Source organism: Streptomyces sp. NPDC051576 (assembly GCF_040681835.1).
GTDB lineage: Bacteria > Actinomycetota > Actinomycetes > Streptomycetales > Streptomycetaceae > Streptomyces.
The window spans coordinates 394,389-420,540 of sequence record NZ_JBFAZO010000001.1 but is presented as its reverse complement, the minus strand read 5'-3'; the positions used below and the strand labels follow the sequence as shown (position 1 = coordinate 420,540).

22 protein-coding genes are annotated in these 26,152 nt (G+C 70.7%); 9 read left to right on the top strand and 13 right to left on the bottom strand.

Annotated features, from left to right (window positions below; genetic code table 11):
- Nucleotides 1-4 precede the first annotated feature (4 nt).
- Complete coding sequence (gene pcrA / locus AB0M63_RS02070) at nucleotides 5-2,506, bottom strand: DNA helicase PcrA (RefSeq protein WP_355923771.1); 2,502 nt, start codon at nucleotides 2,504-2,506, stop codon at nucleotides 5-7.
- A 235-nt stretch (nucleotides 2,507-2,741) separates the two neighbouring features.
- Here pcrA and AB0M63_RS02065 point away from each other — a divergent pair, with 235 nt between their 5' ends.
- A complete protein-coding gene (locus AB0M63_RS02065) occupies nucleotides 2,742-3,887 on the top strand; it encodes an NlpC/P60 family protein (RefSeq protein ID WP_355923769.1) in 1,146 nt (381 codons plus the stop codon).
- Between the two features lie 97 nt (nucleotides 3,888-3,984).
- Nucleotides 3,985-4,968 (top strand): tellurite resistance/C4-dicarboxylate transporter family protein, encoded by a 984-nt coding sequence (locus AB0M63_RS02060; RefSeq protein ID WP_366018047.1) that lies wholly within the window; start codon nucleotides 3,985-3,987, stop codon nucleotides 4,966-4,968.
- On the opposite strand, the gene AB0M63_RS02055 is transcribed toward AB0M63_RS02060, so the two are convergent.
- Complete coding sequence (locus tag AB0M63_RS02055) at nucleotides 4,946-5,299, bottom strand: hypothetical protein (RefSeq protein ID WP_355923765.1); 354 nt, start codon at nucleotides 5,297-5,299, stop codon at nucleotides 4,946-4,948. The two genes, AB0M63_RS02060 and AB0M63_RS02055, sit on opposite strands and share 23 nt — an antisense overlap.
- A gap of 414 nt (nucleotides 5,300-5,713) precedes the next feature.
- Here AB0M63_RS02055 and AB0M63_RS02050 point away from each other — a divergent pair, with 414 nt between their 5' ends.
- Entirely contained in the window at nucleotides 5,714-6,793 is a 1,080-nt protein-coding gene (locus AB0M63_RS02050) for a C40 family peptidase (RefSeq protein ID WP_366018046.1), read from the top strand.
- 13 nt (nucleotides 6,794-6,806) lie between these two features.
- Here the strand turns inward: AB0M63_RS02050 and AB0M63_RS02045 are convergent, their stop codons facing one another.
- Nucleotides 6,807-7,526, bottom strand: coding sequence for a response regulator transcription factor (locus AB0M63_RS02045; protein WP_355923761.1), 720 nt, complete (start codon nucleotides 7,524-7,526; stop codon nucleotides 6,807-6,809).
- The gene (locus tag AB0M63_RS02040; RefSeq protein ID WP_356053136.1) at nucleotides 7,523-8,851 is read right to left on the bottom strand and encodes a PspC domain-containing protein; all 1,329 of its coding nucleotides are present in this window, start codon (nucleotides 8,849-8,851) and stop codon (nucleotides 7,523-7,525) included. Before AB0M63_RS02040 ends, AB0M63_RS02045 begins: the two co-directional genes overlap by 4 nt.
- A gap of 119 nt (nucleotides 8,852-8,970) precedes the next feature.
- Between AB0M63_RS02040 and AB0M63_RS02035 the strand changes: the two genes are divergently transcribed.
- Together AB0M63_RS02035 and AB0M63_RS02030 are read left to right on the top strand one after the other, a co-directional pair.
- The gene (locus tag AB0M63_RS02035) at nucleotides 8,971-10,398 is read left to right on the top strand and encodes a PspC domain-containing protein (RefSeq protein ID WP_366018045.1); all 1,428 of its coding nucleotides are present in this window, start codon (nucleotides 8,971-8,973) and stop codon (nucleotides 10,396-10,398) included.
- Nucleotides 10,385-10,627 (top strand): hypothetical protein, encoded by a 243-nt coding sequence (locus AB0M63_RS02030; protein WP_366018043.1) that lies wholly within the window; start codon nucleotides 10,385-10,387, stop codon nucleotides 10,625-10,627. The genes AB0M63_RS02035 and AB0M63_RS02030 overlap by 14 nt, the downstream gene beginning before the upstream one ends.
- Here AB0M63_RS02030 and AB0M63_RS02025 read toward each other — a convergent pair whose 3' ends face one another.
- Entirely contained in the window at nucleotides 10,628-11,158 is a 531-nt protein-coding gene (locus AB0M63_RS02025; protein ID WP_355923036.1) for a DoxX family protein, read from the bottom strand.
- Between the two features lie 140 nt (nucleotides 11,159-11,298).
- Nucleotides 11,299-12,579, bottom strand: a complete 1,281-nt coding sequence (locus AB0M63_RS02020) for a hypothetical protein (protein ID WP_355923038.1) — start codon at nucleotides 12,577-12,579, stop codon at nucleotides 11,299-11,301.
- A 152-nt stretch (nucleotides 12,580-12,731) separates the two neighbouring features.
- Here AB0M63_RS02020 and AB0M63_RS02015 point away from each other — a divergent pair, with 152 nt between their 5' ends.
- Nucleotides 12,732-13,622: a DUF4429 domain-containing protein gene (locus tag AB0M63_RS02015; RefSeq protein WP_355923040.1), complete on the top strand. Its 891-nt coding sequence runs from the start codon at nucleotides 12,732-12,734 to the stop codon at nucleotides 13,620-13,622.
- 5 nt (nucleotides 13,623-13,627) lie between these two features.
- On the opposite strand, the gene AB0M63_RS02010 is transcribed toward AB0M63_RS02015, so the two are convergent.
- Nucleotides 13,628-14,422, bottom strand: coding sequence for a class II aldolase/adducin family protein (locus AB0M63_RS02010; RefSeq protein WP_355923042.1), 795 nt, complete (start codon nucleotides 14,420-14,422; stop codon nucleotides 13,628-13,630).
- Nucleotides 14,423-14,540: 118 nt separating this feature from the next.
- Here AB0M63_RS02010 and AB0M63_RS02005 point away from each other — a divergent pair, with 118 nt between their 5' ends.
- The gene (locus AB0M63_RS02005) at nucleotides 14,541-15,014 is read left to right on the top strand and encodes a pyridoxamine 5'-phosphate oxidase family protein (protein WP_366018042.1); all 474 of its coding nucleotides are present in this window, start codon (nucleotides 14,541-14,543) and stop codon (nucleotides 15,012-15,014) included.
- A gap of 3 nt (nucleotides 15,015-15,017) precedes the next feature.
- Here AB0M63_RS02005 and guaA read toward each other — a convergent pair whose 3' ends face one another.
- Complete coding sequence (gene guaA, locus AB0M63_RS02000; protein ID WP_355923046.1) at nucleotides 15,018-16,589, bottom strand: glutamine-hydrolyzing GMP synthase; 1,572 nt, start codon at nucleotides 16,587-16,589, stop codon at nucleotides 15,018-15,020.
- A 290-nt stretch (nucleotides 16,590-16,879) separates the two neighbouring features.
- Between guaA and AB0M63_RS01995 the strand changes: the two genes are divergently transcribed.
- Nucleotides 16,880-17,137 (top strand): chorismate mutase, encoded by a 258-nt coding sequence (locus AB0M63_RS01995; protein ID WP_366018041.1) that lies wholly within the window; start codon nucleotides 16,880-16,882, stop codon nucleotides 17,135-17,137.
- A 571-nt stretch (nucleotides 17,138-17,708) separates the two neighbouring features.
- Here the strand turns inward: AB0M63_RS01995 and AB0M63_RS01990 are convergent.
- Nucleotides 17,709-18,854 carry a hypothetical protein gene (locus AB0M63_RS01990; RefSeq protein WP_366018040.1) on the bottom strand — a complete coding sequence of 382 codons (1,146 nt, stop codon included), beginning with the start codon at nucleotides 18,852-18,854 and terminating at the stop codon, nucleotides 17,709-17,711.
- A gap of 122 nt (nucleotides 18,855-18,976) precedes the next feature.
- On the opposite strand from AB0M63_RS01990, the gene AB0M63_RS01985 reads away from it, so the two are divergent.
- Nucleotides 18,977-20,077 carry an LAETG motif-containing sortase-dependent surface protein gene (locus AB0M63_RS01985; RefSeq protein WP_355923052.1) on the top strand — a complete coding sequence of 367 codons (1,101 nt, stop codon included), beginning with the start codon at nucleotides 18,977-18,979 and terminating at the stop codon, nucleotides 20,075-20,077.
- A gap of 75 nt (nucleotides 20,078-20,152) precedes the next feature.
- Here AB0M63_RS01985 and AB0M63_RS01980 read toward each other — a convergent pair whose 3' ends face one another.
- The 4 genes from AB0M63_RS01980 to AB0M63_RS01965 all read right to left on the bottom strand — a co-directional run bounded on the left by AB0M63_RS01980 (nucleotide 20,153) and on the right by AB0M63_RS01965 (nucleotide 26,125).
- Entirely contained in the window at nucleotides 20,153-21,931 is a 1,779-nt protein-coding gene (locus tag AB0M63_RS01980; protein ID WP_366018039.1) for a GMC family oxidoreductase, read from the bottom strand.
- Between the two features lie 41 nt (nucleotides 21,932-21,972).
- Entirely contained in the window at nucleotides 21,973-23,604 is a 1,632-nt protein-coding gene (locus AB0M63_RS01975) for a succinic semialdehyde dehydrogenase (protein WP_366018038.1), read from the bottom strand.
- 104 nt (nucleotides 23,605-23,708) lie between these two features.
- A complete protein-coding gene (locus tag AB0M63_RS01970) occupies nucleotides 23,709-25,187 on the bottom strand; it encodes a serine/threonine-protein kinase (protein ID WP_366018037.1) in 1,479 nt (492 codons plus the stop codon).
- Between the two features lie 44 nt (nucleotides 25,188-25,231).
- Nucleotides 25,232-26,125, bottom strand: coding sequence for an MBL fold metallo-hydrolase (locus AB0M63_RS01965; protein ID WP_366018036.1), 894 nt, complete (start codon nucleotides 26,123-26,125; stop codon nucleotides 25,232-25,234).
- Nucleotides 26,126-26,152 lie beyond the last annotated feature (27 nt).

The window sequence follows — 26,152 nt, the reverse complement described above, 5'->3', positions numbered from 1 at the left end:
CCGCCTACAGCTTTTCCACCGGCGCGTACCGCAGCAGCAGCCGCTTCGGCTTGGGCTCCCCGAAGTCGACGGTCGCCTCCGCGTTCGCTCCCGTGCCCTTCACACCGACCACCGTGCCGAGGCCGAACTGGTCGTGTGTGACCCGGTCCCCGACGGCCAGCGCGACGACCGGCTTCTCCGAGGTCCTGCGGGTGGCGAAGCCCGACGCGCCCGACGCCGAGGAACGCGAACGGGACGAGGACAGCGAGGCCGCGATGCCCGAGGCCGGACCGGTGGACGGCGGGGCGGCCATGGCGCCGGTCCGCTTCCACTCCACATGCGCGGCCGGGATCTCCTCCAGGAAGCGGGAGGGCGGGTTGTACGACGGCTGTCCCCAGGCGCTGCGCAGCGAGGAGCGGGTGAGGTACAGGCGTTCCCGCGCGCGCGTGATGCCCACGTACGCGAGGCGCCGCTCCTCCTCCAGCTCCTTGGTCTGGCCGAGGGCGCGCATGTGCGGGAAGACGCCGTCCTCCATGCCGGTGAGGAAGACGACCGGGAACTCAAGTCCCTTGGCGGTGTGGAGAGTCATCAGGGTGATGACTCCGGAGCCGTCCTCGTCCTCGTCGGGGATCTGGTCCGAGTCGGCGACGAGTGCCACCCGCTCCAGGAAGGCGGCGAGCCCCACGGGCGTCTCGCTCTCGCCGTCCCCTTCACTGTTCTCCTGCTCGAACTCCAGGGCTACGGCGGCGAGTTCCTGGAGGTTCTCGATGCGGGTCTCGTCCTGGGGGTCGGTGGAGGCCTGCAACTCGGCGAGATAGCCGGTGCGTTCGAGGATGGCCTCCAGGACCGTGGCCGGGCCGGCGCCGGACTCGACGATCGTGCGGAGGTCCTCCATCAGCGTGTTGAACTTCTTGACCGCGTTCGTCGACCGCGCGGCCATGCCGTACGCCTCGTCGACGCGGCGCAGCGCCTGCGGGAAGCTGATCTTCTCGCGCTGCGAGAGGGCGTCGATCATCGCCTCGGCGCGCTCGCCGATGCCGCGCTTGGGCACGTTCAGGATGCGGCGCAGCGGGACCGCGTCCTCCGGGTTGGCCAGCACACGGAGGTAGGCCAGGACGTCCCGGACCTCCTTGCGCTCGTAGAAGCGGACGCCGCCGACGACCTTGTAGGGCAGGCCGACGCGGATGAAGATCTCCTCGAAAACACGGGACTGGGCGTTCGTCCGGTAGAAGACGGCGACGTCCGAGGCCTTGGCCTCGCCCGCGTCGGTGAGACGGTCTATCTCCTCGGCGACGAACTGCGCCTCGTCGTGCTCGGTGTCCGCGACATAGCCGGTGATCTGCGCGCCCGCGCCCGCGTTGGTCCACAGGTTCTTGGGGCGGCGGGACTCGTTGCGCTCGATGACCGCGTTGGCGGCGGAGAGGATCGTCTGCGTGGAGCGGTAGTTCTGCTCCAGGAGGATCGTCGTCGCGTTCGGGTAGTCCTCCTCGAACTGGAGGATGTTGCGGATCGTCGCACCCCGGAAGGCGTAGATCGACTGGTCCGCGTCACCCACGACGCACAGCTCGGCGGGGGGCAGGTCGTGCTCGGCGGGCGGTACGTCCTCGTCGTGCGCGCCCGTCCCGACCAGCTCGCGCACCAGGGCGTACTGGGCGTGGTTGGTGTCCTGGTACTCGTCGACCATGACGTGCCGGAAGCGGCGGCGGTAGTGCTCGGCGACGTCCGGGAAGGCGCGCAGCAGATTGACCGTCGTCATGATCAGGTCGTCGAAGTCGAGGGCGTTGGCCTCGCGCAGCCGCGACTGGTACATCGCGTAGGCCTGGGCGACGGTCTTCTCGAAACCGTCGGTGGCCTGGGCGGCGAAATCCTCCTCGTCGATCAGCTCGTTCTTCAGGTTCGAGATCTTGGCGCTGAAGGACTTCGGGGGGAAGCGCTTCGGGTCGAGGTCCAGGTCGCGGCAGACCAGGGCCATCAACCGCTTGGAGTCGGCGGCGTCGTAGATCGAGAACGAGGACGTGAAGCCAAGCTTCTTCGACTCGCGGCGCAGGATGCGCACACACGCGCTGTGGAAGGTCATCACCCACATCGCGTTGGCGCGCGGGCCGACGAGGTGCTCGACGCGCTCCTTCATCTCGCCCGCGGCCTTGTTGGTGAAGGTGATCGCGAGGATCTGGCCCGGGTGCACATTCCGCTCGCCGAGCAGATGGGCGATGCGGTGGGTGAGCACGCGGGTCTTGCCTGAGCCCGCGCCGGCCACGATGAGCAGCGGGCTGCCGGAGTGGACGACGGCCGCGCGCTGGTTCTCGTTCAGTCCGTCCAGGAGTGCGGCCGGGTCCACCGCGGGGCGCGGGGCGCCGTCCCGGTAGTAGGCGTCCCTGCTCGCGGGCACGCCGAACTGCCCGTCGAACAGGTCGTCCGGAGCCTGCTCCGGTCCGTACTCGTCGTCGGGCGGCGGCGGGGGCTCTTCCTCGTGGGCCGGAGGGGCCTTGAGATCCGCCAGGAAGCTGTCGTCAAAGAGGCTGCTCATCGCTCTCCGAGTTTAGGGCGCCCCACTGACAACCGACCGCCACCCCGAGAACTCGGCACATTTCACGGTCCAGAACCGTCCCGTCACGATCAGCGACGATCGGTCCCGTTCATGGCCAAGGTCACGAAAATGTATCGGGCATATCGAACATCAACCTTCACACGGGCCACACGAGTTGGTTAGCGTTCGATCAAGTCGCAGGCCCGCAGGGCAACTTTGGAAGGGGTCGGCTCCTTTGGCGTCGTCGCACCGCAAGCCGCGTTCCGCGGGCTCGCGCATCGCAGGCATACGGACCCCCGTCATCGCCACGGCCGCACTCACCTCGGTGGCCCTCCTCTCCCAGACCGCGAACGCGGCCCCCGCCGCAGACGACGGCAAGCCCAGCGTCGAAGAGGTCGAGAAGAAGGTCGACGACCTCTACCGCCAGGCGGAGTCGGCGACCGACAAGTACAACGCGGCCAAGGAGAAGACGACCAAGCAGCGCAAGCGCGTCGACACCCTCCTGGACGACGTGGCCCAGCGCACGCAGAAGCTCAACTCCGCGCGCGAACAACTGGGTTCGTTCGCCGCCGCGCAGTACCGCACCGGGGCCTCCGCTCCCGACACCGCGACCTTCCTGCTCGCGGACAGCCCGCAGGACTACTTCGACCAGACCCAGTTGATGAGCCGGCTGACCAGCCGCCAGAAGGACGCGGTCGACGCGTACGTCACCGAGCAGTCGGCGACGATGAAGAAGCGCCAGGAGGCGTCCGAGAGTCTCCAGACGCTGGGCGACACACAGAGCGACCTGAAGACGGCCAAGGCCACCGTCCAGAAGAAGCTCTCCACCGCGCGGGAACTGCTCTCACAGCTCACCGCGCAGGAGAAGGCGCGCCTCGCGGCGATCGAGAAGAAGAAGCAGCAGGAGGCCGCGGCCGAGGCGGCGGCCCTCGCGAAGCGGCAGGCGGAGGCGGCGAAGAACACCTCTTCCGGCTCCTCGACGTCGACATCGTCATCCTCGTCCTCCACCGACGGCTCGTACGCCACCAAGGCCGCCAAGGCCCTCGCCTTCGCCCGCGCCCAGGTCGGCAAGCCGTACGTCTGGGGTGCCACAGGACCCGGCTCCTACGACTGCTCGGGCCTCACCCAGGCCGCCTGGAAGGCCGCCGGAGTCACCCTCCCGCGCGTGACCACCGACCAGGTGAACGCCGGCACGACGGTCTCCCTGGCCGACGCACAACCCGGTGACCTGGTCTTCTTCTACGACGACATCAGCCACGTCGGCATCTACATAGGCAACGGCATGATGATCCACGCCCCGAAGCCCGGCGCCTACGTCCGCGAGGAGTCGATCTACTACGGCGGCACGTCGATCATCCACAGCGTGGTACGGCCCGCCTGAGCGGAGTTCGTGGGCGCACGCACGCGTGCAGGTGTTTTTGAGGTCCACGCGCGCGTGGCCCCCCGTCGGCGCCGGGGCGGCTCCCTAGCATCGGACCATGTCCGGTACCTCCCGTTTCCGCGCCTGGTGGGCGCAGCGCCCGCCGGCGGCCGGAGCCGCCGTGATGGCGACCGGCATCGTGTCGGTCGGCCTCCATCTCCGCGGGTACGAGGTGCTGTCCCGGATCGCCTTCGCGGTGGCCTGCGTCTGCTGGCTGGGGCTGGCCGCGGACTTCGCCGTACGGCTGCTGTGGGACCGGCGGCGGTGGCTCACGGAGGCGGGGTCACCGGGCGCGCTGACGGCCGTGGCCGCGACCGCCGTACTCGGGACCCGGTTCTCGCTGGCGGGCGGACAGACGGTGGCGGAGGCGCTGCTGGCGCTGGCCGCGGTGCTGTGGCCGGCGCTGCTGGTGCGGGTCGTGCGGAACTGGCAGGGGCGCATGCCCGGGACCGTGTTCCTGGGCTGTGTGGCCACGCAGTCGCTGGCCGTGCTGGCGGCCACGCTCGCCGCGGCCGAGTCGGTGGCCTGGCTCGCGCACACGGCGCTGGTGCTTTTCTGGTTCGGGCTGGTGCTCTACGGCTTCGCGCTGGCCCGTTTCGAAATGCGGCAGGTGATCACGGGGGCCGGTGACCACTGGATCGCGGGCGGCGCGCTGGCCGTCTCGGCGCTGGCCGGTTCGAAGCTGATCGCCGCGGACAGCGCACGGCTGTATCTATGGAACTCCGACAACCGAGGCGTCCTGCGGGCCGTGACCGTGACGCTGCTGGTGCTCGACCTGGCCTGGTGCGTCGTCCTGGCGGCCGCCGAGGTCGCCCGGCCCAGGCCGCGTTACGACGTGCGCCGCTGGTCGACGGTGTTCCCGCTCGGGATGACGGCGGCGGCCACACTGTCCGTGGGCAGCGCCGTGGACATCTCCTGGCTCCGGACGCCCGGCGAGGTGGTGCTGTGGATCGCGGTGGCGGTCTGGCTGGTGGTCGCCACGGGGACGGTCCGGTCCTACCTCGCCGCCCCGTCGGAGGTCACGTCCACAGGACTGCGATGAAGATGTTCGCCATGGTGAGCCCGCCCACCAGCGCGAACTGACTCTTGTCGACGCTCTCCTCGTCCCGCTTCACATAGACGAGCCCGAGGATCACGACCAGCAGCGCGAGCTTGATGCCGATCTTGATGTTGTTGACGTGCTGATCGTCGGCCTGGTTGAGGCCGACCAGGATCGCGCCGGTGACCAGCATGGTCAGCGCGCCGTGCAGCATGCCGGGGACGAAGCGGGCCGTGCCCTGGCCCATCGCCTTCATCTGGGTGAGGAAACCGCCGAGCAGCGCCGCGATGCCGATGATGTGCAGGCCGACGAAGAGATGGATGAGTACGTCCATGAGGCCGGAGCCTAGCCAGGGGCCCGGGCGCCGACCGACACCGCCCCTCCCCACCCGTCTCCGGCCCTTGCATATATGCGGCCCATAGCAGCGTGTCCTGACCTGCCGCGCCGGAACCGCCGCATCGGTCAGCGCGCCGCGAGAAGGCGGCGCCCTCGGACCGGGATCACAGTCATTTACCGATGTTTTTCGGTCATCTCATGCCAGTTCCGTATATGCGTTACCGGGCCGTCATCATCAGGTTTAGCGTCCTCCACCAGGTGACCGGCTCCCCACCGCCGTCCGGACCAGGGGCGGCAGTCGGACATCACCGCCGAGAAGGTCCGGCGGCGGCCCGCTCCCCCTGTGCGGGCCGCCGCCGGACGCGCAACCGCCCGCTCCCCCGGCGGTCGTACGAAAGGACGTGCAGTCCACGTGGCAGCGCACCGCAAGCCCCGACAGCGCTCGCTCAGCGGCAATACGGCCCGGACCGCCGCAACGATCGCCCTCGCGGGCGCGGCGACGGCGACGGGCTTCGACGGGACCTCGCACGCCGAGCCGCAGCTCACACCGACGCAGGTCAAGGCCAAGGTGGACAAGCTGTACCAGGAGGCGGAGGTCGCGACCGAGAAGTACGACGGCGCGAAGGAGAAGGCGGACGCCGCCGAGAAGAAGCTGAACACCCTGCGGGACGAGGCGGCGCGCAAGACGGAGAAGCTCAACTCCACCCGGGAAGCGCTGGGTTACGTCGCCGCCGCGCAGTACCGCGGCGGCGGGATCGACCCGGCGGTGCAGCTCATGCTCTCCGACGACCCCGAACAGTATCTGGACGGCGCCGAGTTCGCCGACCGGGTGGGCCACCGGCAGACGCAGGCGGTCGCACTCGTACGGCGACAACTGCGCGAGATCGAGCAGTTGCGCGGCGCCGCACATATCGAGCTGACCTCGCTGAAGTCCCGGCAGGCGGAGCTCGGCAGGCAGAAGAAGACGATCAACGGGAAGCTGGACCAGGCACGGCGGCTGCTGTCCGGGCTGACCGCGCAGCAGCGGGCCCAGGTCGGGGACGGCACGGCCGGTGGCACCGGACGCGCGTCACGGTCCTCGACGACGGCACGGGGGGCGCTGGACGCGCCCGGCTCCTCCGCCGCGGCGGCCGACGCTCCCAACTCCCGTGCGGCGGCGGCCGTTTCCTACGCCTACCAGAAGCTCGGCAGCCCCTACGTCTGGGGCGCGACGGGCCCCAACGCCTTCGACTGCTCGGGCCTCGTCCAGGCCGCCTACAGCTCCGCCGGTGTCTCGCTGCCCCGCACGACCTACGCCCAGATCAACGCCGGCCGACGGGTCTCCCGGTCCGAACTGCGCCCCGGCGACCTGGTGTTCTTCTACTCGGGCATCAGCCACGTCGGCATCTACGTCGGCGACGGCCAGATGATCCACGCCCCGAACCCGACCGCTCCGGTACGTCTGGCGCCGATCGACCAGATGCCGTTCGCCGGGGCGACGCGGGTGGTGTGAACTCCCTTTCCGGTCACACCAGTCGGCGGGCCGTCGCCCAGCGGGTCAGCTCATGCCGGTTCGACAACTGGAGCTTCCTCAGCACCGCCGAGACATGGGACTCGACCGTCTTCACCGAGATGAACAGCTGCTTGGCGATCTCCTTGTAGGCATAGCCGCGCGCGATGAGGCGGAGCACCTCGCGCTCGCGCTGGGTGAGACGGTCGAGGTCCTCGTCGACCGGCGGGGCGTCGGTCGACGCGAAGGCGTCGAGGACGAAGCCGGCCAGGCGCGGGGAGAAGACCGCGTCGCCCTCCTGGACGCGAAAGACGGAGTTGACGAGGTCCGTGCCGGTGATCGTCTTGGTGACGTAGCCGCGGGCACCGCCGCGGATCACCCCGATCACGTCCTCCGCCGCGTCCGACACGGACAGGGCGAGGAAACGGACGGGCTGCTCGGCGTCGCTCATCAACGGGGCGCAGCGGCGCAGGACTTCGACCCCGCCGCCGCCCGGCAGATGGACGTCGAGGAGGACCACCTCGGGGCGGGTCGCGGTGATGACCGTGACCGCCTGGTCGACGTCGGCGGCCTCGCCGACCACCTCGACACCGGTCTGCTCGGTCCGGCCGATCTCGGCCTGGACCCCCGTACGGAACATGCGGTGGTCGTCGACGAGGACCACGCGCACGTGACGCCCGCCCGCGCCCCCGCCGGTCGGCTCCACAGGCTCGTTCGTCTCGGTCGTGTCGCTCATGACGTCTTCTCCGCCCTCTCCATCTCCAGCTCGACCTCGGTACCGCCGTCGGGCACCGCGCGCAGGCGTGCCGTCCCGCCGTGGCGCTCCATACGGCCGATGATCGATTCTCTGACGCCCATGCGGTCGGTGGGTATCGAGTCGAGGTCGAAGCCCGGTCCGCGGTCACGGACGGACACGAAGACCTTCTTCCCCTCCACCTCGGCGTAGACCTGTACGGCGCCGCCCTCGCCACCGTACTTGGCCGCGTTCACCATCGCTTCGCGCGCGGCCTGCATCTGGGCGCCGATCCTGTCGTCGAGCGGGCAGTCGCCGACGACGACGACCTCGATGGGCACGCCGTGCTTGTCCTCGACCTCCGCCGCGCTGCGCCGCACCGCCTCGGCGAGGGTGTCGGGTTCGTCGGCCTCGTCCTTGCCGGTGCCCTCCGGTTTGTAGAGCCAGGCACGCAGGTCGCGCTCCTGGGCACGGGCCAGCCGGCGCACCTCGCTCGGACTCTCCGCGTTGCGCTGGATCAGGGTCAGGGTGTGCAGCACCGAGTCGTGGACATGGGCGGCGACCTCGGCGCGCTCCTGGGCGCGGATGCGCATCAGGCGCTCCTCGGAGAGGTCCTGGGTCATCCGCACGAGGTAGGGGCCGGCGAGCAGGGTGATGCCGACGAGGACCGCGAGGGCCGCCTGGAGGACCGAGCCGAGGTGGGCGGCGGAGCCCTGCAGCACGAAGATCGCGGTGGCACCGGCGGTGACCAGCAGGACTCCGCCGCACGCGCGCAGCAGGCTGAGCGTACGGCGGCGGCTGCCGACCTCGGCCCAGCGGGCACGGCGGGCATTGTCCGCCTGGCGCCAGACGAGGGCGACGCCCGCACCGACGAGGACGGTCGGGAAGAGGTAGGCCTTGGCGCCGTCGCCCAGGTTCACATTGCCGACGAAGACCAGTGCCACGACGACCATGAGGAGCAGGGCGACGATCTGGCCCTTGTCGGGCTTGCGGGCGACGAGTCTGCGGCGGCCGTCCGGCGAGGTCTCGGTGGAGACGAGGGACGGGGGCCGCTGACCGGCGACACCGCCGACGCCGAGCGGCACGAAGAACCAGAACGAGGCGTACAGCAGCGCGCCGAGTCCGTCCGCGAGGAAAAGCCCCACGAACACCAGCCGCACCCAGATCACGGGCAGCCCGAGATGCCCGGCGAGGCCCCGCGCCACACCACCGAGCCAGCGTCCGTCACTGCTGCGGTAGAGCTTGCGCGGCGGCCGCGGGTCCTCGACTGGCAGTGCTGCGGCTTCCGGCATGCCACCGATGTTCACACGCCCCGCCGTCCGGGGCATCAGGGTCGACCCCCGAGACTGCCCTGATCTTCGAAAACGGCGGCCTGCGGGCGGATTTCAGGGTTCGGCCAGGGTCGTCCCGACTGCCATCGGGGCCCCGGGCCGGGCAGCATGGACGCATGACAGATCACGAGCGCGCCGCGACGGGGCAGGGACCCGGCTCCGGCCCGGGCCCGGCAGCGGGCGGCGGGCCGCAGGACGCCGTGCCCGCCGCGGGCGCCGCGTCGCCGCCGGGTGCCGCGCCCGGCGACCCCACCGCGGCCGCGGCCGCGCCTCCGCACCGCTTCAGGCGGGACCGGCGGTTCAAGGTGCTCGCGGGGGTGTGCGCGGGGCTCGGCCGGCAGTGCGACATGGACCCGGTGATCTTCCGCATCACGCTCGCCGTGCTCTCGGCGACGGGCGGCATCGGCCTCATCTTCTACGGCTTCGCCTGGCTCTTCGTCCCGTACGACGACGAGGAGGAGAACGAGGTCCGCAAGCTCTTCACCGGCCGGGTCGACGGTCAGGCCCTGGCGGCCGTGCTGTTCGCGCTGGTCGGCTGCGGCGTCTTCCTGTCGATGCTGAGCAACGCCAGCGTGCTCACCTTCGCCGTCGTCCTCTCCCTGCTGCTGGCCGGCGCGGGGTACTGGTCGCGGCAGCGCGGCGCCCCCGACCCCGACCCGCTGGCCGCGCAGGCCGTCGCCGACGCCCCTCCGGAGGCCCAGGCGCCGCCGGTGCCCGCCTCCTACCCCTCCTGGTGGCGTGACCCGATCGTCAAGGACGGCACGCATGTCGGTGGCACCGGCTATCTGTGGGGCCCCGGAGACTCCCGCGGCCGTGATATCGCGGACGTGATCGACATCGGCATCGGCCCCTCGTACCAGCACTGGCCCGAGGACCGGCGGACCCCGCGCCCGCCGGTCCCCAAGCCGCGCGGCCCGCGCTGGATCGGCGGCTGGGTGTTCCTCCTCGCCCTGTGCGCGGGCGCCCTCGGCACCGCCGTGAAGTGGGACGACCAGGCGCTCGGCACCAGCCTGCAGACGGGCCTGGCCTGTGCGCTCGTCGTGTTCGGCCTGGGCATCGCGCTGAGCGCGTTCCTGGGGCGTACGGGGGCGGGCTCGGTGTTCCTCGCGATCGTCACGGCCGGCCTGCTGGCCGCCTCGGCGGCCCTGCCCAAGGACCTCACCACCCACTGGGAGCGCCTCACCTGGCAGCCCGCCGCGGTGGCCGACGTCCAGGCGAAGTACGACCTGGGGAACGGGGTGGGCACGCTGGACCTGACCCGGCTGCGGCTGACCAAGGGCCAGACGGTCGCGACGGACGCGGAGGTCGGTGTCGGGCAGTTGAAGGTGATCGTGCCGTCGGACGTGACGGTGGTGCTGGATGTGGAAGTGGGCGTCGGGGACATCCGGTTGCCCGGTGACAACAAGAAGGACGTGGACGTGGAGCCGGGCAAGCACCAGCAGGTCACCCTGACCCCGGCGGCGGGCGTCAAGAGCACCGGCACGCTGGACCTGGACCTCCAGGTCGGCGTCGGACAGGCGGAGGTCAGCCGTGCCGCGTCATGAGTTCCAGCCCGGGAAGCTGGTCGCCGGTCTCTTCTTCGTCGCCGCGGGCGTGGTCTACGCCGGGGACGCGGGCGGGCTGTGGGTGACCGAGTGGTTCGCGGTGATCCCGCTGGTCACGGTCGGCCTGTTCCTGGCCGGCGTGGTGGCGGGTGTCAACGGCGCGATCCGCAGACGCCGTAAGGCCGGCCGTACGCGCACGGCCGACCCCGGTCCTGAGATATCCGGCTGACTACCGGTAGCCGCCCGCCCGTTGCCTTCGCCTCGCGCGGAGTGCGGCGTCCAGGGAGAACACGGAGGCGCCCGCGAGGACGAGGGGCAGCCAGGCCATCAGATAGGCGAGGTCGTTGCCGTAGTAGTACGGGCTGTTGGCCCAGCTGATGGTCAGCCACAGGCTGAGCGAGATCAGCGCGCCGCCGAGTGCGGCGATGCGGGCCAGCAGGCCGATCAGGGTGCCGATGCCGACGGCGAGTTCACCGAAGGCGATGGCGTAGCCGAAGCCGACGGGGTTCTTCAGGGCCAGGTCCACCAGGGCCGGGATCGCCGCGGAGTCGCGGACCGCGCGCATCGTCTCGCCGATCGAGCCGGCGCCGGAGGACTTCATGAAGGCACTGTCGGTGAGTTTGTCCAGGCCGGCGTAGATGAAGGTGACGCCGAGGAAGACGCGCAGTGGGAGCAGGGCATATCGGGTGGCGGTGTCCCGCCAGCTCCGGTCGCCGTCGAGGTACGGGGTTTGCGTATCCATTCGAGTGCCGTGAGTCATCGCCCTTAGCCGCCTCTCGCCCGCCGTTGACCCCTCAACAAGACCATACGTACGAAAAGGGGGACCCGCTCAACCATGCTGCAGCCAGTTTTCCCGACCTGGGCCCGACTCGGGCGGTGGTCGGCCCGCTTCTGCCGGCGTCAGTCCGTTACGTCGACCGTGCAGGTGTTCGTCTCCACGCCCGCCGCCGTCACGACCTGGACCTCCACGCGTCCGGGCTCGACGTCGACCGGGACGGGCACGGTGAGGAGGGTGTCCGTGGGGTTGGAGAAGCCGCCGGTGACCGGGACCAGGGGGACGTGGACGTTGACCGGGCCGATGCGGACGACCATCCGGGAGAGCCGGTCCGCGGTCTGGGCGCCGGCGGGTACGAAGCCGGCGCCGCGGATCTCGATGTCGTCGCCGGTGCGGATGGGGGCGTCCAGGTCGCCCGCCTCGCGGGAGCGCACCACCGAGAGGATGACCGGGCGGCCGCCCTCGGCGTACTTGCCGGCCAGGTATGTCGCGGCCGAGATCAGCACCACCACCGCCAGCCCCCAGGGCAGGTCGGGCAGTTGGTCCGGGCGGCGGGCGAGGCGTACGGCGACGAAGACGAGGGCGACGGCGCTGATCACGACGTACTGGATGTCGGCGAAGGTGCCTCGGCCCGCGTCGTCGGTGAGGAGGTCGGCCGCGCGGGGGCGGTCGGCGGGGATCTTCTGGAGGCGCTGGCCGAGGACACGCAGGCCAACGACCCGGCGTACCAGCACGGCGATCGCGCAGACCACGGCGAGGACGGTCACCACACCGGCGCCGCGGGCGAGTTCGAGGCCGGAGATGAGGGCGTCGCGTTCGGCGTGGTCGGAGGCGGCGGCGAGGCGGCCAGCCAGGACCAGTACCGCGTACGCGACGAACAGCACCCAGGAGACGGCCACCGCGCGGGAGGTCGAGAGCCGGTTGTCCTCACCGATGACCGGCGCGAGCGCCCCGCCGCGCGCCCGGTGGAACCAGGAGGCGGCCGTGACCGCACCGGCCACCACGAGCGCGGCCAGCAGCCCGGCCGTGCGGGCCGATGTCCAGCCCGCGCCGATCGCGGTGAGCGACTGCACCAGCAGCAGTGTGACGAAGGCTCCCCACACCGCGAAGGCGGTGCGGTGCCACAGGCGGGCCAGCCAGGCGCCGCCCTCGGCGCGGCCGCGTTCGGCGACGTCGTCGGCGGACTGGGTCAGTTCGTCCGAGACCCACTGCCGGGAGGCGGACGCCGAGTGCGCCACCGCCGCGGGCAGCCCCTCGCCGGCCGCGAAGCCGTCCCGCTTGACGAGGAACGCGGCGACCGCGCGCCGATGCCCCTCACGTGCTCCGTGCGGGCAGTCCCCGCAGGTGCAGCCGCCTCCGTGGGCACCGACGTGCTCGCCGCCCTGTCTCGCCTCCTGCACCGCCACGCCCGACGCCTGCCTTCCCCACCGTGATCCGACACAACTCCCGCACGACAACAGCGGATTGTGCCCTACGGGACACGGCCTGCGGTCGGCAGGTCTGGTCAGCGCGGGTGAAGTGCCCGCCGCCGTGTTGACCCGGCTGCGAGAATTTCCCTATGGCCGAGATCATCCAGCGGGACGGGACCTGGGTCTTCGACGGCACAACGGTCCGGATCACGCCGGGACTTCACCGCTCCGTGCCTCTGTTCCGGCAGACCTACGGCGAGATCGCGGTGCCCCTCGAAGCCGTCGCGGGGGTCGTCTACGAACCCGAGCGCAAACGCGGCCGGTTGCGGTTGAGACTGCGCGAGGGCGCCGACCCGCTGCTCCAGGCGACCGGCGGACGGCTGCCGGACGCGGCCGATCCCTACCGGCTGATCGTGGACATCGACCGGTCCGGGATCGCCGAGTACGTGGCGGAGGAGATCCGGCACGCACTGCTCCTCGACCAGATCCCCAAGGAACCCACCAGGACCTATCTCCTCCCCGGCCCGCCGGTCCCCGTCTCCGTCCGCTCCTCGGACGGCACGGTGTCCTTCGACGGCGCCCAGGTGCGCATCGACTGGGCCGACACCTCCGAGCGCGTCAAGCGGGCGACCGGGCCGCGCATAGTCGCCGTGGGCGATCTCGTCCAGGTGGAGTGGCTGCCCAACTCCGGCTACGAGGACGGGTTCATGCGGTTCGTGACCCGCGAGACGGTGTTCTCCAAACTGCCGCCGGAGAAGGACCCGTACGCGCTCGATCTGTGGGGCAGCACCCGGCGCGACCTGCTCACCGCGCTGGTCGCTACGGCGGTGACCGCGCGGCTGCCGCACCCCTCGGCGCGGGAGCAGAACGGCGAGTTCACGGACCGGCCCCCGCACGCGGCCACCGTCCCGCCCCCGGCCGACCATCACGACGTACTCCTGCGCAGACTGCGGGAGTTGGGCGAGCTGCACCGCGAGGGGGTGCTCACGGACGAGGAGTTCAGGATGACCAAGACGGCCGTGCTGCGCGGTTTCGGCTGAGGGCGTCAGCTCAGGAGGTCCGGCTCGCTGCGGCTGATGTCCTGCCACAGGGGCTGGTAGTTGATCCACGCGACCAGGTCGCCGCCGGTCTGTTCTCGGGTCGCGACGGCGAGTTTGTGGTCGATGAGCAGCGGCCGGCCGGCCGCCTTCGCGAGGAGCTGGACCTGGCAGGAGCGTTCCATGGACACGAACCACCAGGCCGCCGCGTCCACCGAGTCGCCCACGGTGAGCAGCCCGTGGTTGCGCAGGACGAGCGCCTTGCGGGAGCCCAGCGCGGCGGCGATCCGTTTGCCCTCCTCGGCGTCGACGGAGACGCCGCTGTAGGCGTCGTAGAGCGCGTGGTCCTCGTAGAAGGCGCAGCTCTCCTGGCTGATCGGGTCGAGGAAGTCGCCGAGGGCCGAGAGCGCGCGGCCGTGCACGGAGTGGCAGTGGGCGACCGAGACGACGTCCGGGCGGGCGGCGTGGACCTGGGAGTGCACGGTGAAGGCGGCCTGGTTCACATGGTGGCGGCCCTGGAGCACCTGCCCGTCGGAGTTGGCCAGCACCAGATCGCTGACGGTGACGTGCCGGAAGGGCATCCCGAAGGGGTTGACCCAGAAGCAGTCGGTGAACTCCGGGTCGCGGGCGGTGATGTGCCCCGACACCCCGTCCTCGAAGCCGAGCCGGCCGAAGAGGCGCAGGGCGCCCGCGAGCCGTTCCTTGCGATGCCGGCGTTCGTCCTCGGCCGACTCGTGCATCGGCGGCATGGCGAACCGCAGCCGGTCGGTGGGCAGGGGGGAGGGCGGCGTCGGCCCGTGCATCGGTCCTCCAGCACTGGGTTTGTTGTAAGGGCGGAAGTTACCGCCGGTCGGTCGAAAAGGGCAGTGCCGATCTGTAAAGACGACAGAGGTTGTCGGTTATCGGCGGAACACTCGCCGTATGACAGCGAACTGGGCCGCCTTCACCGCGGCCGAACCGGACCTCGCCGCGACGGTCGAAAAGCGTTTCGGCGCCTTCACCCACCACGTTCTCGCGACCCTGCGCAAGGACGGGTCGCCGCGTACCACCGGGATCGAAGTGCGTTTTCTGGACGGGGAGTTGTGGCTCGGGATGATGCCCGACTCGCTCAAGGCGCTGGATCTGCGGCGCGACGCGCGCTTCGCGCTCCAGGCGAACCCGGGGGCGGGCACGGAGATGGGCGGCGGGGATGTGCGGGTCGCCGGGCGGGCGGTGGAGGTGACGGATGCCGGGGTGAAGGGGGCGTACAGCGAAGAGGTGGAACCGCCGGAGCCGTTCCACCTCTTCCGCACCGAGCTGACGGAGGTCGTGCGGACCTACGTCGAGGACGAGAAGTACCTGGTCGTCCAGATCTGGACGCCCGGGGTGCCGGTGCGCACCATCAGGCGTACCTGAGGGCTACTCCCACTCGATGGTCCCCGGCGGCTTGCTCGTGATGTCGAGGACGACCCGGTTGACGTCGGCGACCTCGTTGGTGATCCGCGTCGAGATCTTCGCGAGGACGTCGTACGGCAGCCGCGACCAGTCGGCGGTCATGGCGTCCTCGGAGGAGACCGGGCGCAGGACGATCGGGTGGCCGTAGGTGCGGCCGTCGCCCTGGACGCCGACGCTGCGGACGTCCGCGAGGAGGACCACCGGGCACTGCCAGATGTCACGGTCGAGGCCGGCCGCAGTCAGCTCCTCGCGGGCGATGGCGTCGGCGTCGCGGAGCAGGTCGAGGCGGTCCTTGGTGACCTCGCCGACGATCCGGATGCCCAGGCCGGGGCCGGGGAAGGGCTGGCGCTGGACGATCTCGTCCGGCAGGCCCAGCTCCTGGCCGACCATCCGGACCTCGTCCTTGAACAGCTTGCGAAGCGGTTCGACCAGTTGGAATTCGAGGTCCTCGGGGAGACCGCCGACGTTGTGGTGCGACTTGATGTTGGCCGTGCCGGTGCCGCCGCCGGACTCGACGACGTCCGGGTAGAGCGTGCCCTGCACCAGGAAGGCGACCTCGGGGCCCGCGTCCGCGATGATCTCGGCCTGCGCCTGCTCGAAGACGCGGATGAACTCACGACCGATGATCTTCCGCTTCTGCTCGGGGTCGGAGACCCCGGCGAGCGCGGTGAGGAAGCGCTCCTCCGCGTCGACGACGACCAGCTTGACGCCGGTCGCGGCCACGAAGTCCTTCTCGACCTGCTCGGTCTCGCCCTTGCGCATCAGACCGTGGTCGACGTAGACGCAGGTGAGCTGGTCGCCGATGGCGCGGGCGACGAGGGCGGCCGCCACGGCGGAGTCGACACCGCCGGACAGACCGCAGATCGCGCGCTTGTCGCCGACCTGCTCGCGGATCAGGGCGACCTGCTCGTCGATGACGTTGCCGGTCGTCCAGTCCGGGGTGAGGCCCGCGCCCCGGTACAGGAAGTGCTCCAGGACCTGCTGGCCGTGCGTGGAGTGCATGACCTCGGGGTGGTACTGGACGCCGTAGAGCTTCTTCTCGTCGTTCTCGAAGGCGGCGACCGGGACGACGTCCGTGGACGCGGTGACCGTGAAGCCCTCGGGGGCCGCGGAGCAGGCGTCGCCGTGGGACATCCACACCGACTGCTCGTCCGGGGTGCCCTCGAAGAGCGTGGAGGACGACCGGGAGACATGCAGCGGAGTACGGCCGTACTCGCGGGCGCCCGTGTTGTCGACGGTGCCGCCGAGGGTGGTCGCCATGAGCTGGAAGCCGTAGCACATGCCGAAGACCGGGACGCCGGCCTCGAAGAGGGCGCGGTCGAGGCGGGGGGCGCCCTCCGCGTACACCGACGAGGGGCCGCCGGAGAGGATGATCGCCGCCGGGTTCTTGGCGAGCATCTCCGCGACCGGCATGGTGCTCGGCACGATCTCGCTGTAGACCCGGGCCTCGCGGACGCGACGGGCGATGAGCTGGGCGTACTGCGCGCCGAAGTCGACGACCAGGACGGTGTCGGGGGCGGGGGTCGCTGCTGACACGGGGGCCTTCCGGCGGTGGGGCGGGGTCTGTGTCACCGATTCTAACGGGGCTGGCCTGGGACGCCTCGCCGTGCGCTGGAGATCCCGACAGCGGTGGCTATACTCGCCGCATGCTCACGCACCCGACCTTCCTCTTTACCTATGGCACCCGGCCCGCCGGCTGCCATGGTCGTACTGCTTGAGCAACTGACAAGCGACTTCCCAGGCGCCCCGGGCCGACAAGGCCCGGGGCGCCTGTCGTTTCCCGGGCCGTGCCGCTCCGGGGCCGCCTTTCCGACGAGGAGCCCTCTATGACCGCCACCACCCCCGAGCAGACCATCGCCGACGCCCGCGAGCGCATCGACGCCCTGGACGACCGGATCATCGGCCTGATCCAGGAGCGGGTCGCCGTGTCCGCCGTCGTCCAGCAGACCCGGATCGCCTCCGGCGGCCGGCGCGTGCACCTGTCCCGGGAGAACGAGATCCTCAGCCACTACAGCGAGGCGCTCGGCAAGGCCGGTACGACCCTGGCGATGACGCTGCTCGAACTGTCCCGGGGTCGTATCTGAGTTCGGGCCCGCTCTCACCCGTACGGCGCGTGACCGCCCCGCGGACCGCTTCGTTGTGGTGATGTCCGTGCCAGCCAGGGACGGGTCCGAAAGAACCACGCGTGGCTCGCTGGGGCGATGAGACGTACGGATCGTGCCGTACGTCGTGGGACCTCGCTCCAGGGTCGTGACCGGACGGCAGGGGACAGCAGCCCGGTCACCCAAGAGAACGGTCGGCTCCGGGGACGCCCGGGGCCGCCCGGCGGAAACTGCAAAAATGCACAAAGCCGGACCGAACGGTTGCGAAGGCCGCGTCCATCGAGCACGATGCCTAGAAGGCCCCCGAGCCCCCAAGTCCCAATCCAGACAACCGCATTGCAGTGCACTGTCCCACCGCCAAAGGTCGAGACCAAGCGCGCGCCCCGTGTGCGCCGGGGCGCCGACCCAGGGCACTTGAGACAAGCGGCGCAACCCCCCGGCGCCGCTCCCAGGCACCGGCGCTGCCCTGACGTCGGTGCTGACGGAGAAGGGCCCCGCGGCTCCGTCCCGCGGGGCCCTTCGCTTGCCCGTCGTCGCCCGTCGTTGGTGGGCGTCAGGTCCGGCTCACCGTCCCGCAGGTCTCGTCGCCCTGTTCCTGGCCGAGGTCCTTGCTGCGGTCGTACGGGTCCGTCGTCGGGCCCGTGGGTGACGCTCCCGTCGGCTCGGCCGAGGGGAAGTCGGGGTGGAAGTACCCGTCGTAGATCCGGCAGGCCGTGTTGCCGAAGTCCGAGTCGTAGTTGACGACGCTGAGGCGGCCGGAGGTGACCTGGTAACGGGCGGGGTCGAGGAGTTCGAGGTCGAGCACACGGCGGACGATGGTGCGGGTGACCTCGGTGGAGCCGTCGGTGCGGACGACCGGGTAGACGAAGGTGTAGTCGGCGTGGATCGCGACGCCGGAGTGCTCGCTCTTCTTGAAGGTGATCCGGCCGCGCGTCTTCACGACGTCGCCGACCAGCCGCACCTCCTTGGGGTCGAAGCGGCTGAAGAGCAGCAGCGGGTCGTGGCTCTCGGCCGGGGTGCTCAGGGACGTGTTCAACCGGTCGAGCATCCCGGGCTGCTTGGGGTCCAGCACCGAGAGCGCGGCGGTCGGGCGGTCGCCGCGGAGTGTCTTCGGGGCGAGGTTGGCGTCGACGAGGAGCTTCTGGGCCTGCTGGAGGGCGAGTTGGACGCGGTCCTTGGAGAACGTCCCGATGGCCGTCGCCTTCGGCAGGACGATGCCGGCCTTGCCGTCGGCCCAGTTCACCGCGGGTGAACCGGCGAACGGCCGGTCCAGGGTGGGGATTTCGGGGTCCACGGCGGAGGGTGCGGCGGTCGGGGCGGCCGTCTCCGGCGCGAGCGGGGTGCCGGCGGCGTCCGAAGTGCCCTTGTCGGCACCGGACTTGCCGAAGGGGTCGCCGGGCAGCAGCGACGGTTTCATCGCGACCACCGCGACGGCCACGGCGAGCGGGACGCCGAGCACGGCCCACACCCGACGCCTGCGCCGGGCCTTCCCGTTCATCTCCTGCCAGGCCGGGCCGGTACGCCAGCCCGCGGGCTGTTCGCTCTTCTTCAGGCGCTCCGTCACCTCACGGGCGCGGGCGGACGGTTCCTTCGGCGCGGAGGCGCGGATGTCCCGCTCCGTGTCGCGGGCGAACTGTTCCCAGACATCGTCGGGGATCTCCGGGGTCGAGGACGGTTCCTCGGCGGGCTTGTCAGACACGTCCCCAAGTTCTAGACGTTCCGAAAGCCTGTTCACAAGGAGAACTTGGGTGTGACACAGCCCACATAAGAATCAGGTGAGAGTCCGCACAACCCTTCACAGGTTTCCCGGGTCTCACCTGCATGACCAAGGGCCACACCCGCGCCCCACACGCGGAGCCCTCCACCCCGCGTGCTGCGCTGTCGCAGCACACCGGACTTCTTGAGGACTTCATGAAGCTTCGCCGTGCCATGGCCGCGGCGGCCGCGACGGCCGCCATCGCTCCGCTCGCCCTGCTGTCCGCGCCGGCCGCGTTCGCGGACGAGTCGCCGTCGGCGGGCTCGACCGAGAGCGCGAGTGCGAGTGCGAGCACGAGCGAGACGGCGTCCCCGACGGCCACGGTCACCCCGTCGGCCTCCGCCACCTCCTCGCCGACCGGCAGCACCGTGCCCACCGCCACGGCGACGTCGTCCGCGAGCAGTTCCGCGTCCGCCACGCCCAGCACCACGGCCGAGCCGACCGGTGAGCCCACGGACCCGGACGTTCCGTTCTGCGAGGACCTCGACGAGGACTTCTCCGACGCCAAGGTGTCCGCGGACATCAAGGGCCTGCCGGGCAAGATCGTCGCGGGCGACGGCTTCCACAGCTTCAAGCTGACCGTCACCAACGACTCGAAGACCACGGTCGACGGCGTCGCCTTCTACGCCGAGGTCGAGAACTACGAGCTGGACGAGTCGAAGTACCTGAGCCCGTACGTCGACCTGGAGTTCAAGAACCCCGAGTCCGGTTCCTGGGAGCGCATCGGCGACGACGACTGGGCCGGTGACTACTTCTTCTACGTCAACGAGCTGAAGTCCGGGAAGAGCGAGACAGTCTCCCTGCGCGTCAGCATCAGCTCGAAGGCCCCGGCCGGCGACGCCTACTCCTTCGGTTCCGGCGCCTACCTCGACAACGTCAAGGGCCAGGACTGCATCGCCGAGGGCTGGGCGCAGTACGACTTCGAGGTCCTCAAGGCCGGCTCCAGCAACACCGACCCGGGCAGCGCCACGCCGAGCGACGGCGACAAGGACACCTCGGTGAAGAAGCCGCAGGGCGATGTCTCCGACCTGCCGACCGGCAACCTCGCCGAGACCGGCTCCAGTTCCGCGCTGCCGGTGATCGGCCTCGTCGGCGGTGCCGCCGTCGTCGCGGGTGCCGCCACGGTGGTCATGGTCCGTCGGCGCAAGAGCGGGGCGAGCGCGTAACACGCGGTTCGCCGAACGAAGAAGGACCTGCGCTCGGAGGGGGGCGCAGGTCCTTCTGTCTGTCCGGATCCTCTGCTACGGCTTCGGTGGCACCGTAGGCATCCCGAGGAACGGCAGCTTGAGCGCGCCGAACGCGCCCTCGGGAACCGCTGGTTGACGCGGTTCCACCGGCTTCAGTCGTTCGTACGGCAGCCCCTGCTCCGGGCGCGGGTCCTGCTCGCCCTTGTTGGGCCAGTACGACATCGCGCGCTCGGCCTGTGCCGTGATGGTGAGCGACGGGTTGACGCCGAGGTTCGCGGAGACCGCCGCACCGTCGACCACCGAGATGCCGGCGTGGCCGTAGAGGCGGTGGTACGGGTCGATCACGCCGGTCTCGCGGGAGGCGCCGATGGGGCAGCCGCCGAGGAAGTGCGCGGTGAGCGGGGTGCCCATCAGCTCGCCGACGTTCGAACCGGCGAAGCCGTTGATCTCGGCGGCGATCGCGGTCGCGCTCTCCGAAGCCGCCTTTATCTGCTTGGGGTTGGGGGCACCGTGTCCCTGACGGGCCGTCAAGAGTCCTTTGCCGACGCCGTCCGGTTTCAGGTACGTCGTCAGGGAGTTGTCCAGCGACTGCATCACCAGGCCGATGATGGTCCGCTCCGACCAGCGGCGGTTGGAGAGCGAGCGGAGGACCAGGAGCGGGTGGCGGGCCGCGCTCGACAGCCAGGCCAGCACCCTCGACGAGCCCTCCGCGTACGGGACTTGGAGGATGGAGAGGCCGCCCATCGAGTTGGAGCCCTTGCCGTAGCGGACCGGTTCGATGTGGGTGTTCGCGTCGGGGTGGATCGAGGACGTGATGGCGACTCCGCGCGTGAAGTCGACCCGGGGCTCGCCGGTCGCCTTGCGGTAGCGGCGGCCGGTCGTCTGGGCGCCGACCAGCGCCTCCGAGTTGGTACGGGTCAGCTCGCCCAGCTTGCCGGATATGTACGGCAGTTGGCCGCCCGCCTTCATACGGTGCAGGAGGGTCTGGGTGCCGTAGGTGCCGGCGGCGAGGACGACCCGGCGGGCCTTGAAGGTCTTCCCCTCCGCTGTGCGGCGGGCGTCGGTCGGCAGGGTCGCCACCGCGTAGCCGCCCTGTGAGTCGTCGGTGACCGAGACGACCGTGGTCATCGGGTGGACCACCGCGCCCGCCTTCTCGGCGAGGTAGAGGTAGTTCTCGTTGAGGGTGTTCTTCGCGCCGTGCCGGCAGCCCGTCATGCACTCGCCGCACTCGGTGCAGGCCTTGCGGTCCGGGCCCGCGCCGCCGAAGTACGGGTCGGCGACCCGCTCACCGGGCCGGGCCTTCACGGTGCCCTCGGCGTCCTCGCCGTCGCCGAAGAAGACGCCGACCGGAGCCATGTGGAAGGTGTCGCCGACGCCCATCCGCTGGGCCGCGGCCTTCAGATGGACGTCGGAGGGGGTCATCGTCGGGTTGAGCCGTACGCCGAGCATGCGGCGGGCCTGGTCGTAGTACGGGCCCAACTCCTCCTGCCAGTCCGTGATGTCACGCCACTGGGGGTCCTCGAAGAACGGCTTCGGCGGGACGTAGAGGGTGTTGGCGTAGTTGAGCGAACCACCGCCCACGCCCGCACCCGCCAACACCATGACGTTGCCCAGCAGATGGATGCGCTGGAGGCCGTACATGTTGAGCTTGGGAGCCCACAGGTAGTTCTTCAGGTCCCAGGAGTTCTTGGGAAGGGTGGCGGGGGTGAAGCGGCGGCCGGCCTCCAACACGCCTACCGTGTAACCCTTTTCGGTCAGGCGCAGGGCGGTCACGGAGCCGCCGAAGCCGGAGCCGACGACTATCACGTCGTAGTCGTAGGTGTCCTGGGGCACGAATTCTCCTCGTTGAGTCTCGGCCTGTTACCTGTCACCTGTCACCTGAGCCGGAATGCCTTCATCACCCGGAGGCTGGTGCTCATGAACGCGGCGTACTTCTCGTCGTCCATCCCCAGCGAGGGCGCCATCGGCAACAGCCGCTGCTGCGCGACCGTCTGGGCCTCCGTGTACTTGAGGATGCCCTCGGAGCCATGGCGTCGGCCGAGGCCCGAGTCCTTCATGCCGCCCATGGGGGACTGCACGCTGCCGTAGGCGGGGGCATAGCCCTCGTTGACGTTGACCGTGCCGGTGCGCAGCCGGGCGGCGACGGCTCGCCCGCGGCGGCCGTCCTTCGTCCAGACCGAGGAATTCAGGCCGTACGACGTGGAGTTGGCCTGCTCCACCGCCTCGTCCTCCGTCTTGAAACGGTAGACGGAGACGACCGGACCGAAGGTCTCCTCGCCGCAGACCGACATGGGGGCCTCGACGCCGTCCAGGATGGTCGGTTCGAAGAAGTACGGGCCGATGTCCGGGCGGGCCACGCCACCGGCCACCACCTTGGCGCCCTTGGCCACAGCCTCCTCGACATGCCGCGTCACCGTCTCCAACTGCCGCTCCCCCACCAGCGATCCCATGTCGGCGCCGTACGCGAGGGACGTGCCGAGGCGCATCGCCTTCGTGCGGGCGGCGAAGCGCTCAAGGAAGGCGTCCGCGATCGACTCGTGGACGTACAACCGCTCGATGGAGATGCAGAGTTGGCCGGCGGAGGAGAAGCAGGCGCGGACCGCGCCGGCCGCCGCCTTCTCGATGTCGGCGTCCTCCAGGACCAACATGGCGTTCTTGCCGCCGAGTTCGAGGGAGACACCGACCAGGCGGGCGGCGGCACCCTGGGCGACCTCGCGCCCTGTGCGGGTGGAGCCGGTGAAGGAGACGTAGTCGGCGTGCTTGACGATCTCGGGGCCGACGACCGGGCCCTCGCCGAGGACGATCTGGAAGACGCCGGCGGGCAGACCGGCCTCGACAAGGAGGTCGCGGGCCCACAGGGCTGTCAGGCAGGTCTCGGTGTCCGGCTTCATCACCACCGCGTTGCCCGCCACGAAGGCCGGGAGGGCGTCGCCGACGGAGAGTTCGAGCGGGTAGTTCCAGGGGGCGATCTGGCCCACCACCCCACGCGGGTGGCGGAGTTCGGTGACCTTGGTGAGGGTCGGGACGGCGCCGGTGTGCCGCTTCGGGCGGAGGTAGGCGGGGGCCTTGCGGCCGTAGTGGCGGGCCGCGACGGCGACGGCCTGCACCTCCTCGTGCGCGTGCAGCCGCGCCTTGCCCGTCTCCAGTTGGATCAGGTCGAGGACCTCGGCCTGCCGGGCTAGGACGAGATCGTGGAAGCGGAGCAGGACCGCCGCGCGCTGCCGGACGGGCGTCCGCTCCCACAGGGCCTGCGCGGCGCGGGCGGCGTCGAAGGCCTTCGCCACGTCCTCGGGCGTGGACTCGGGCAGGTCGGCGAGCTTCTCACCGGTGAACGGCGTGTGGTTCGCGGTCCGGCCGGAGCCGACCACACCCTTCGTGAGCTGGGCGACCAGCTCCGGGGTGACCACATCGGCGGCGGTACGGGCGCCTGTGGGGGCCGGCGCGAGGGGGTTCGTGCCGGTCGTCGTTTCCGTACCGGTCTTTTCCGGGGCCTGCGAGTCCGTCATGTGCGGCAGGGTATGCCGCGAGGAAGGGTTTGGGTACCCGTGGGTAATCGGGATTCACCGAGTACTCACATCACGCCAGTGTTCACTGGCAACGAACGCGCTGATCAGGGCGTTATGAGGGTGAGCCGAGCCCGGGCGCCCTTGAAGAGCGCGGTGCCCTTCTTCTCGTCCCGGGTGCCCTTGGGCATGTCCACGCGCAGCACGTACATACGGTGGTCGGCGGTCCGGACGATCAGGGCCATGACGCGGGTGGGGACGCCGGACCGTTTGTCGACGGTGTCGGCGAGGACGGCGTCCTTGTTCCCGCGGAAGCTGGTGCGGGTGTACTGGGGGTTGGACGTGCCCTCCCCCAGGGAGTGGGCCTCGACGAGCGGCGCGGGGGCGGCGCCGTCCCATTCGGTGAGGCTGACGCGGAGGTCGCCGGTGCCGTACGTGACGGTACGGGTGCCCGGCGCCGTCCGCGCCTGGAGTTGCTCGTACCGGGCCGGGAGGTGGAGCACGGCGGACATCGCCTTCGGCCGGTGCGCGGTCCAGGAGTCGCCGGTGTCCCTGAGGCCGTCGACGACGATGCCGAGGGCCAGGGCCGCGAGCAGGAGTATCCCGATGCCGAGGAGGAGGGGGGTGCGGCTGGAACTTGGGTGCGTGCGAGGGGACTTGGGCTCGGGCTCGGGCTCCTTGGGCTCCGGCTCCGGGTCGGACTGCGGTACGGCATCCGCATCGGTGGCCGGCGGCTCCGGTGCCGCCACGTCCCTCCCCCCGGCCACCGCCTCCAGGACCGCGCCGACCTCCGCCGCTCCCGGCCGCGCCTCCGGGTCCCGCGCCAACAGCCGCAGGATCAGCGGTCCGAGAGGCCCCGCCCGCGTCGGCTCGGGCGGGTCGCCGGCGAGGATCGCGCCGAGGGTGGACTCCACGGTCGTACGGCGGAAGGGGGAGGCCCCCTCGACGGCCGCGTACAGGAGTACGCCCAGGGACCACAGGTCGGAGGCCGGTCCCGCGCCGGTGCCCGACATGCGCTCGGGGGCGATGAATTCGAGTGAGCCGACGAACTCCCCGCTGGCGGTGAGGGATTCCTCGCCCTGGATGTGCGCGATGCCGAAGTCGGTGAGGACGACCCGGGCATGGGGGCCGAGCAGGACGTTGGCGGGTTTCACGTCCCGGTGCACGATGCCCACGGCGTGCGCGGCGCGCAGGGCGCCGAGGACGGAGAGGCCGATGCGCGCGGAGTCGGCGGCGGTGAGGGGCCCGCGCCCGAGCAGTTCGTGCAGGGACTCGCCGCGCACCAACTCCATGACGATCCAGGGGAGTTCGTCCTCGATGACGACATCGTGGATGGCTACGGCGGAGGGGTGGTCGACCCGGGCCGCCGCGCGGGCCTCGCGGTAGAGCCGGTGGGCGGCGCGCTGGAACTGCTCGTCCTCCGGGTCGCCGGGCAACCGCGGCTGCTTGACGGCGACTTCACGGTCCACGAGTTCGTCGAACGCCCGCCATACGGTGCCCATGCCGCCGGACCCGATCCGTTCGAGCAACCGGTAGCGACCGCCGACCAGACGTCCGTCGCGCACCTGTTCGCCGACTTCGCTCATGCCCCATGAGTACCGTGCGGGACACGGCCTTGTCGACGAGCCTCCTACATCCCGACGACCAGCGTGTCGCCCGCGCGCCGCACCCGCGCGACACCCGTACCCCCGAAGTGCGCCGGAATCACCAACTCCCCTTCGTCCGCGGCCCGTTCCAGCACCCTCCGCCTGCTGTCCGCGGCCTGCCGGGGATCGAGACAGAAGCAACTGCTGCACTCGGGATGCGCGATCTGGACCGGACTGTGCAGCAGGTCCCCGACGAACACGGCCCGTTCACCGCCGGAGGCGACCCGGAGGACGGACGATCCGGGGGTGTGCCCCGGCGCGGACTCCAGCGTCAACTGCTCGTCGACGCGGTAGGTGTTGTCCCACAGGGTGGCCAACCCGGCGCGGTGCACGGGCGCGACGCTGTCCTCGTAGATCAGGCGGTCGTCGGGGCGTACCGCACCGCCGTAGTGGTTCTCGGGACCGAAGTGGAAATCGTCGGCGGCGGGCAGGAGATAGCGCGCGTTGGGGAACATCGGCACCCAACTCCCGTCCACGTCATGGGTGTTCCAGCCGACGTGATCCCCGTGGATGTGCGTGTTGACGACGACGTCGACCTCCTCGGGCCGTACGCCGACCCGTGCCAGCCGTCCCGGGAGGTCGCCCTGGCTCATGTGGAACAGCGGATTGCCGGGACGTTCCCGCCCGTTGCCGACCCCGGTGTCGACGAGCACGGTCCGCCCGGCGCCGCGCAGCACCCAGGTCTGGAGCGCCACGACCGCGCGGTCGGTGTCGGGGTCCCAGTGGTCGGGGACGAGCGCCTCGCGGTTCTCCTGCCACACCTCGGGCGGTAGGTCCGGGACGAGGGTGCGGGCGGGGGCGTAGGGCCTCGCCCACTCGACGACGCGGACGACTTCGACGTCACCGATCGTCAGGGTCTGTGCGTTGTCCTCGGTCATGGAAACGAGCGTAGGGAAGGCGAGGTG

Excerpts from the sequence above, each read along its gene's own strand:
- AB0M63_RS02040 (WP_356053136.1), bottom strand. The coding sequence starts at position 8,851 with ATGCCCCGGACGGCGGGGCGTGTGAACATCGGTGGCATGCCGGAAGCC.
- AB0M63_RS02015 (WP_355923040.1), top strand. The coding sequence starts at position 12,732 with ATGGCCGAGATCATCCAGCGGGACGGGACCTGGGTCTTCGACGGCACA.
- AB0M63_RS01965 (WP_366018036.1), bottom strand. The coding sequence starts at position 26,125 with ATGACCGAGGACAACGCACAGACCCTGACGATCGGTGACGTCGAAGTC.
- pcrA (WP_355923771.1), bottom strand. The coding sequence starts at position 2,506 with ATGAGCAGCCTCTTTGACGACAGCTTCCTGGCGGATCTCAAGGCCCCT.
- AB0M63_RS02035 (WP_366018045.1), top strand. The coding sequence starts at position 8,971 with ATGACAGATCACGAGCGCGCCGCGACGGGGCAGGGACCCGGCTCCGGC.
- AB0M63_RS01985 (WP_355923052.1), top strand. The coding sequence starts at position 18,977 with ATGACCAAGGGCCACACCCGCGCCCCACACGCGGAGCCCTCCACCCCG.
- AB0M63_RS01970 (WP_366018037.1), bottom strand. The coding sequence starts at position 25,187 with ATGAGCGAAGTCGGCGAACAGGTGCGCGACGGACGTCTGGTCGGCGGT.
- AB0M63_RS01975 (WP_366018038.1), bottom strand. The coding sequence starts at position 23,604 with ATGACGGACTCGCAGGCCCCGGAAAAGACCGGTACGGAAACGACGACC.
- AB0M63_RS02005 (WP_366018042.1), top strand. The coding sequence starts at position 14,541 with ATGACAGCGAACTGGGCCGCCTTCACCGCGGCCGAACCGGACCTCGCC.
- AB0M63_RS02045 (WP_355923761.1), bottom strand. The coding sequence starts at position 7,526 with ATGAGCGACACGACCGAGACGAACGAGCCTGTGGAGCCGACCGGCGGG.
- AB0M63_RS02010 (WP_355923042.1), bottom strand. The coding sequence starts at position 14,422 with ATGCACGGGCCGACGCCGCCCTCCCCCCTGCCCACCGACCGGCTGCGG.
- AB0M63_RS02060 (WP_366018047.1), top strand. The coding sequence starts at position 3,985 with ATGTCCGGTACCTCCCGTTTCCGCGCCTGGTGGGCGCAGCGCCCGCCG.
- AB0M63_RS02055 (WP_355923765.1), bottom strand. The coding sequence starts at position 5,299 with ATGGACGTACTCATCCATCTCTTCGTCGGCCTGCACATCATCGGCATC.
- AB0M63_RS02025 (WP_355923036.1), bottom strand. The coding sequence starts at position 11,158 with ATGACTCACGGCACTCGAATGGATACGCAAACCCCGTACCTCGACGGC.
- AB0M63_RS01995 (WP_366018041.1), top strand. The coding sequence starts at position 16,880 with ATGACCGCCACCACCCCCGAGCAGACCATCGCCGACGCCCGCGAGCGC.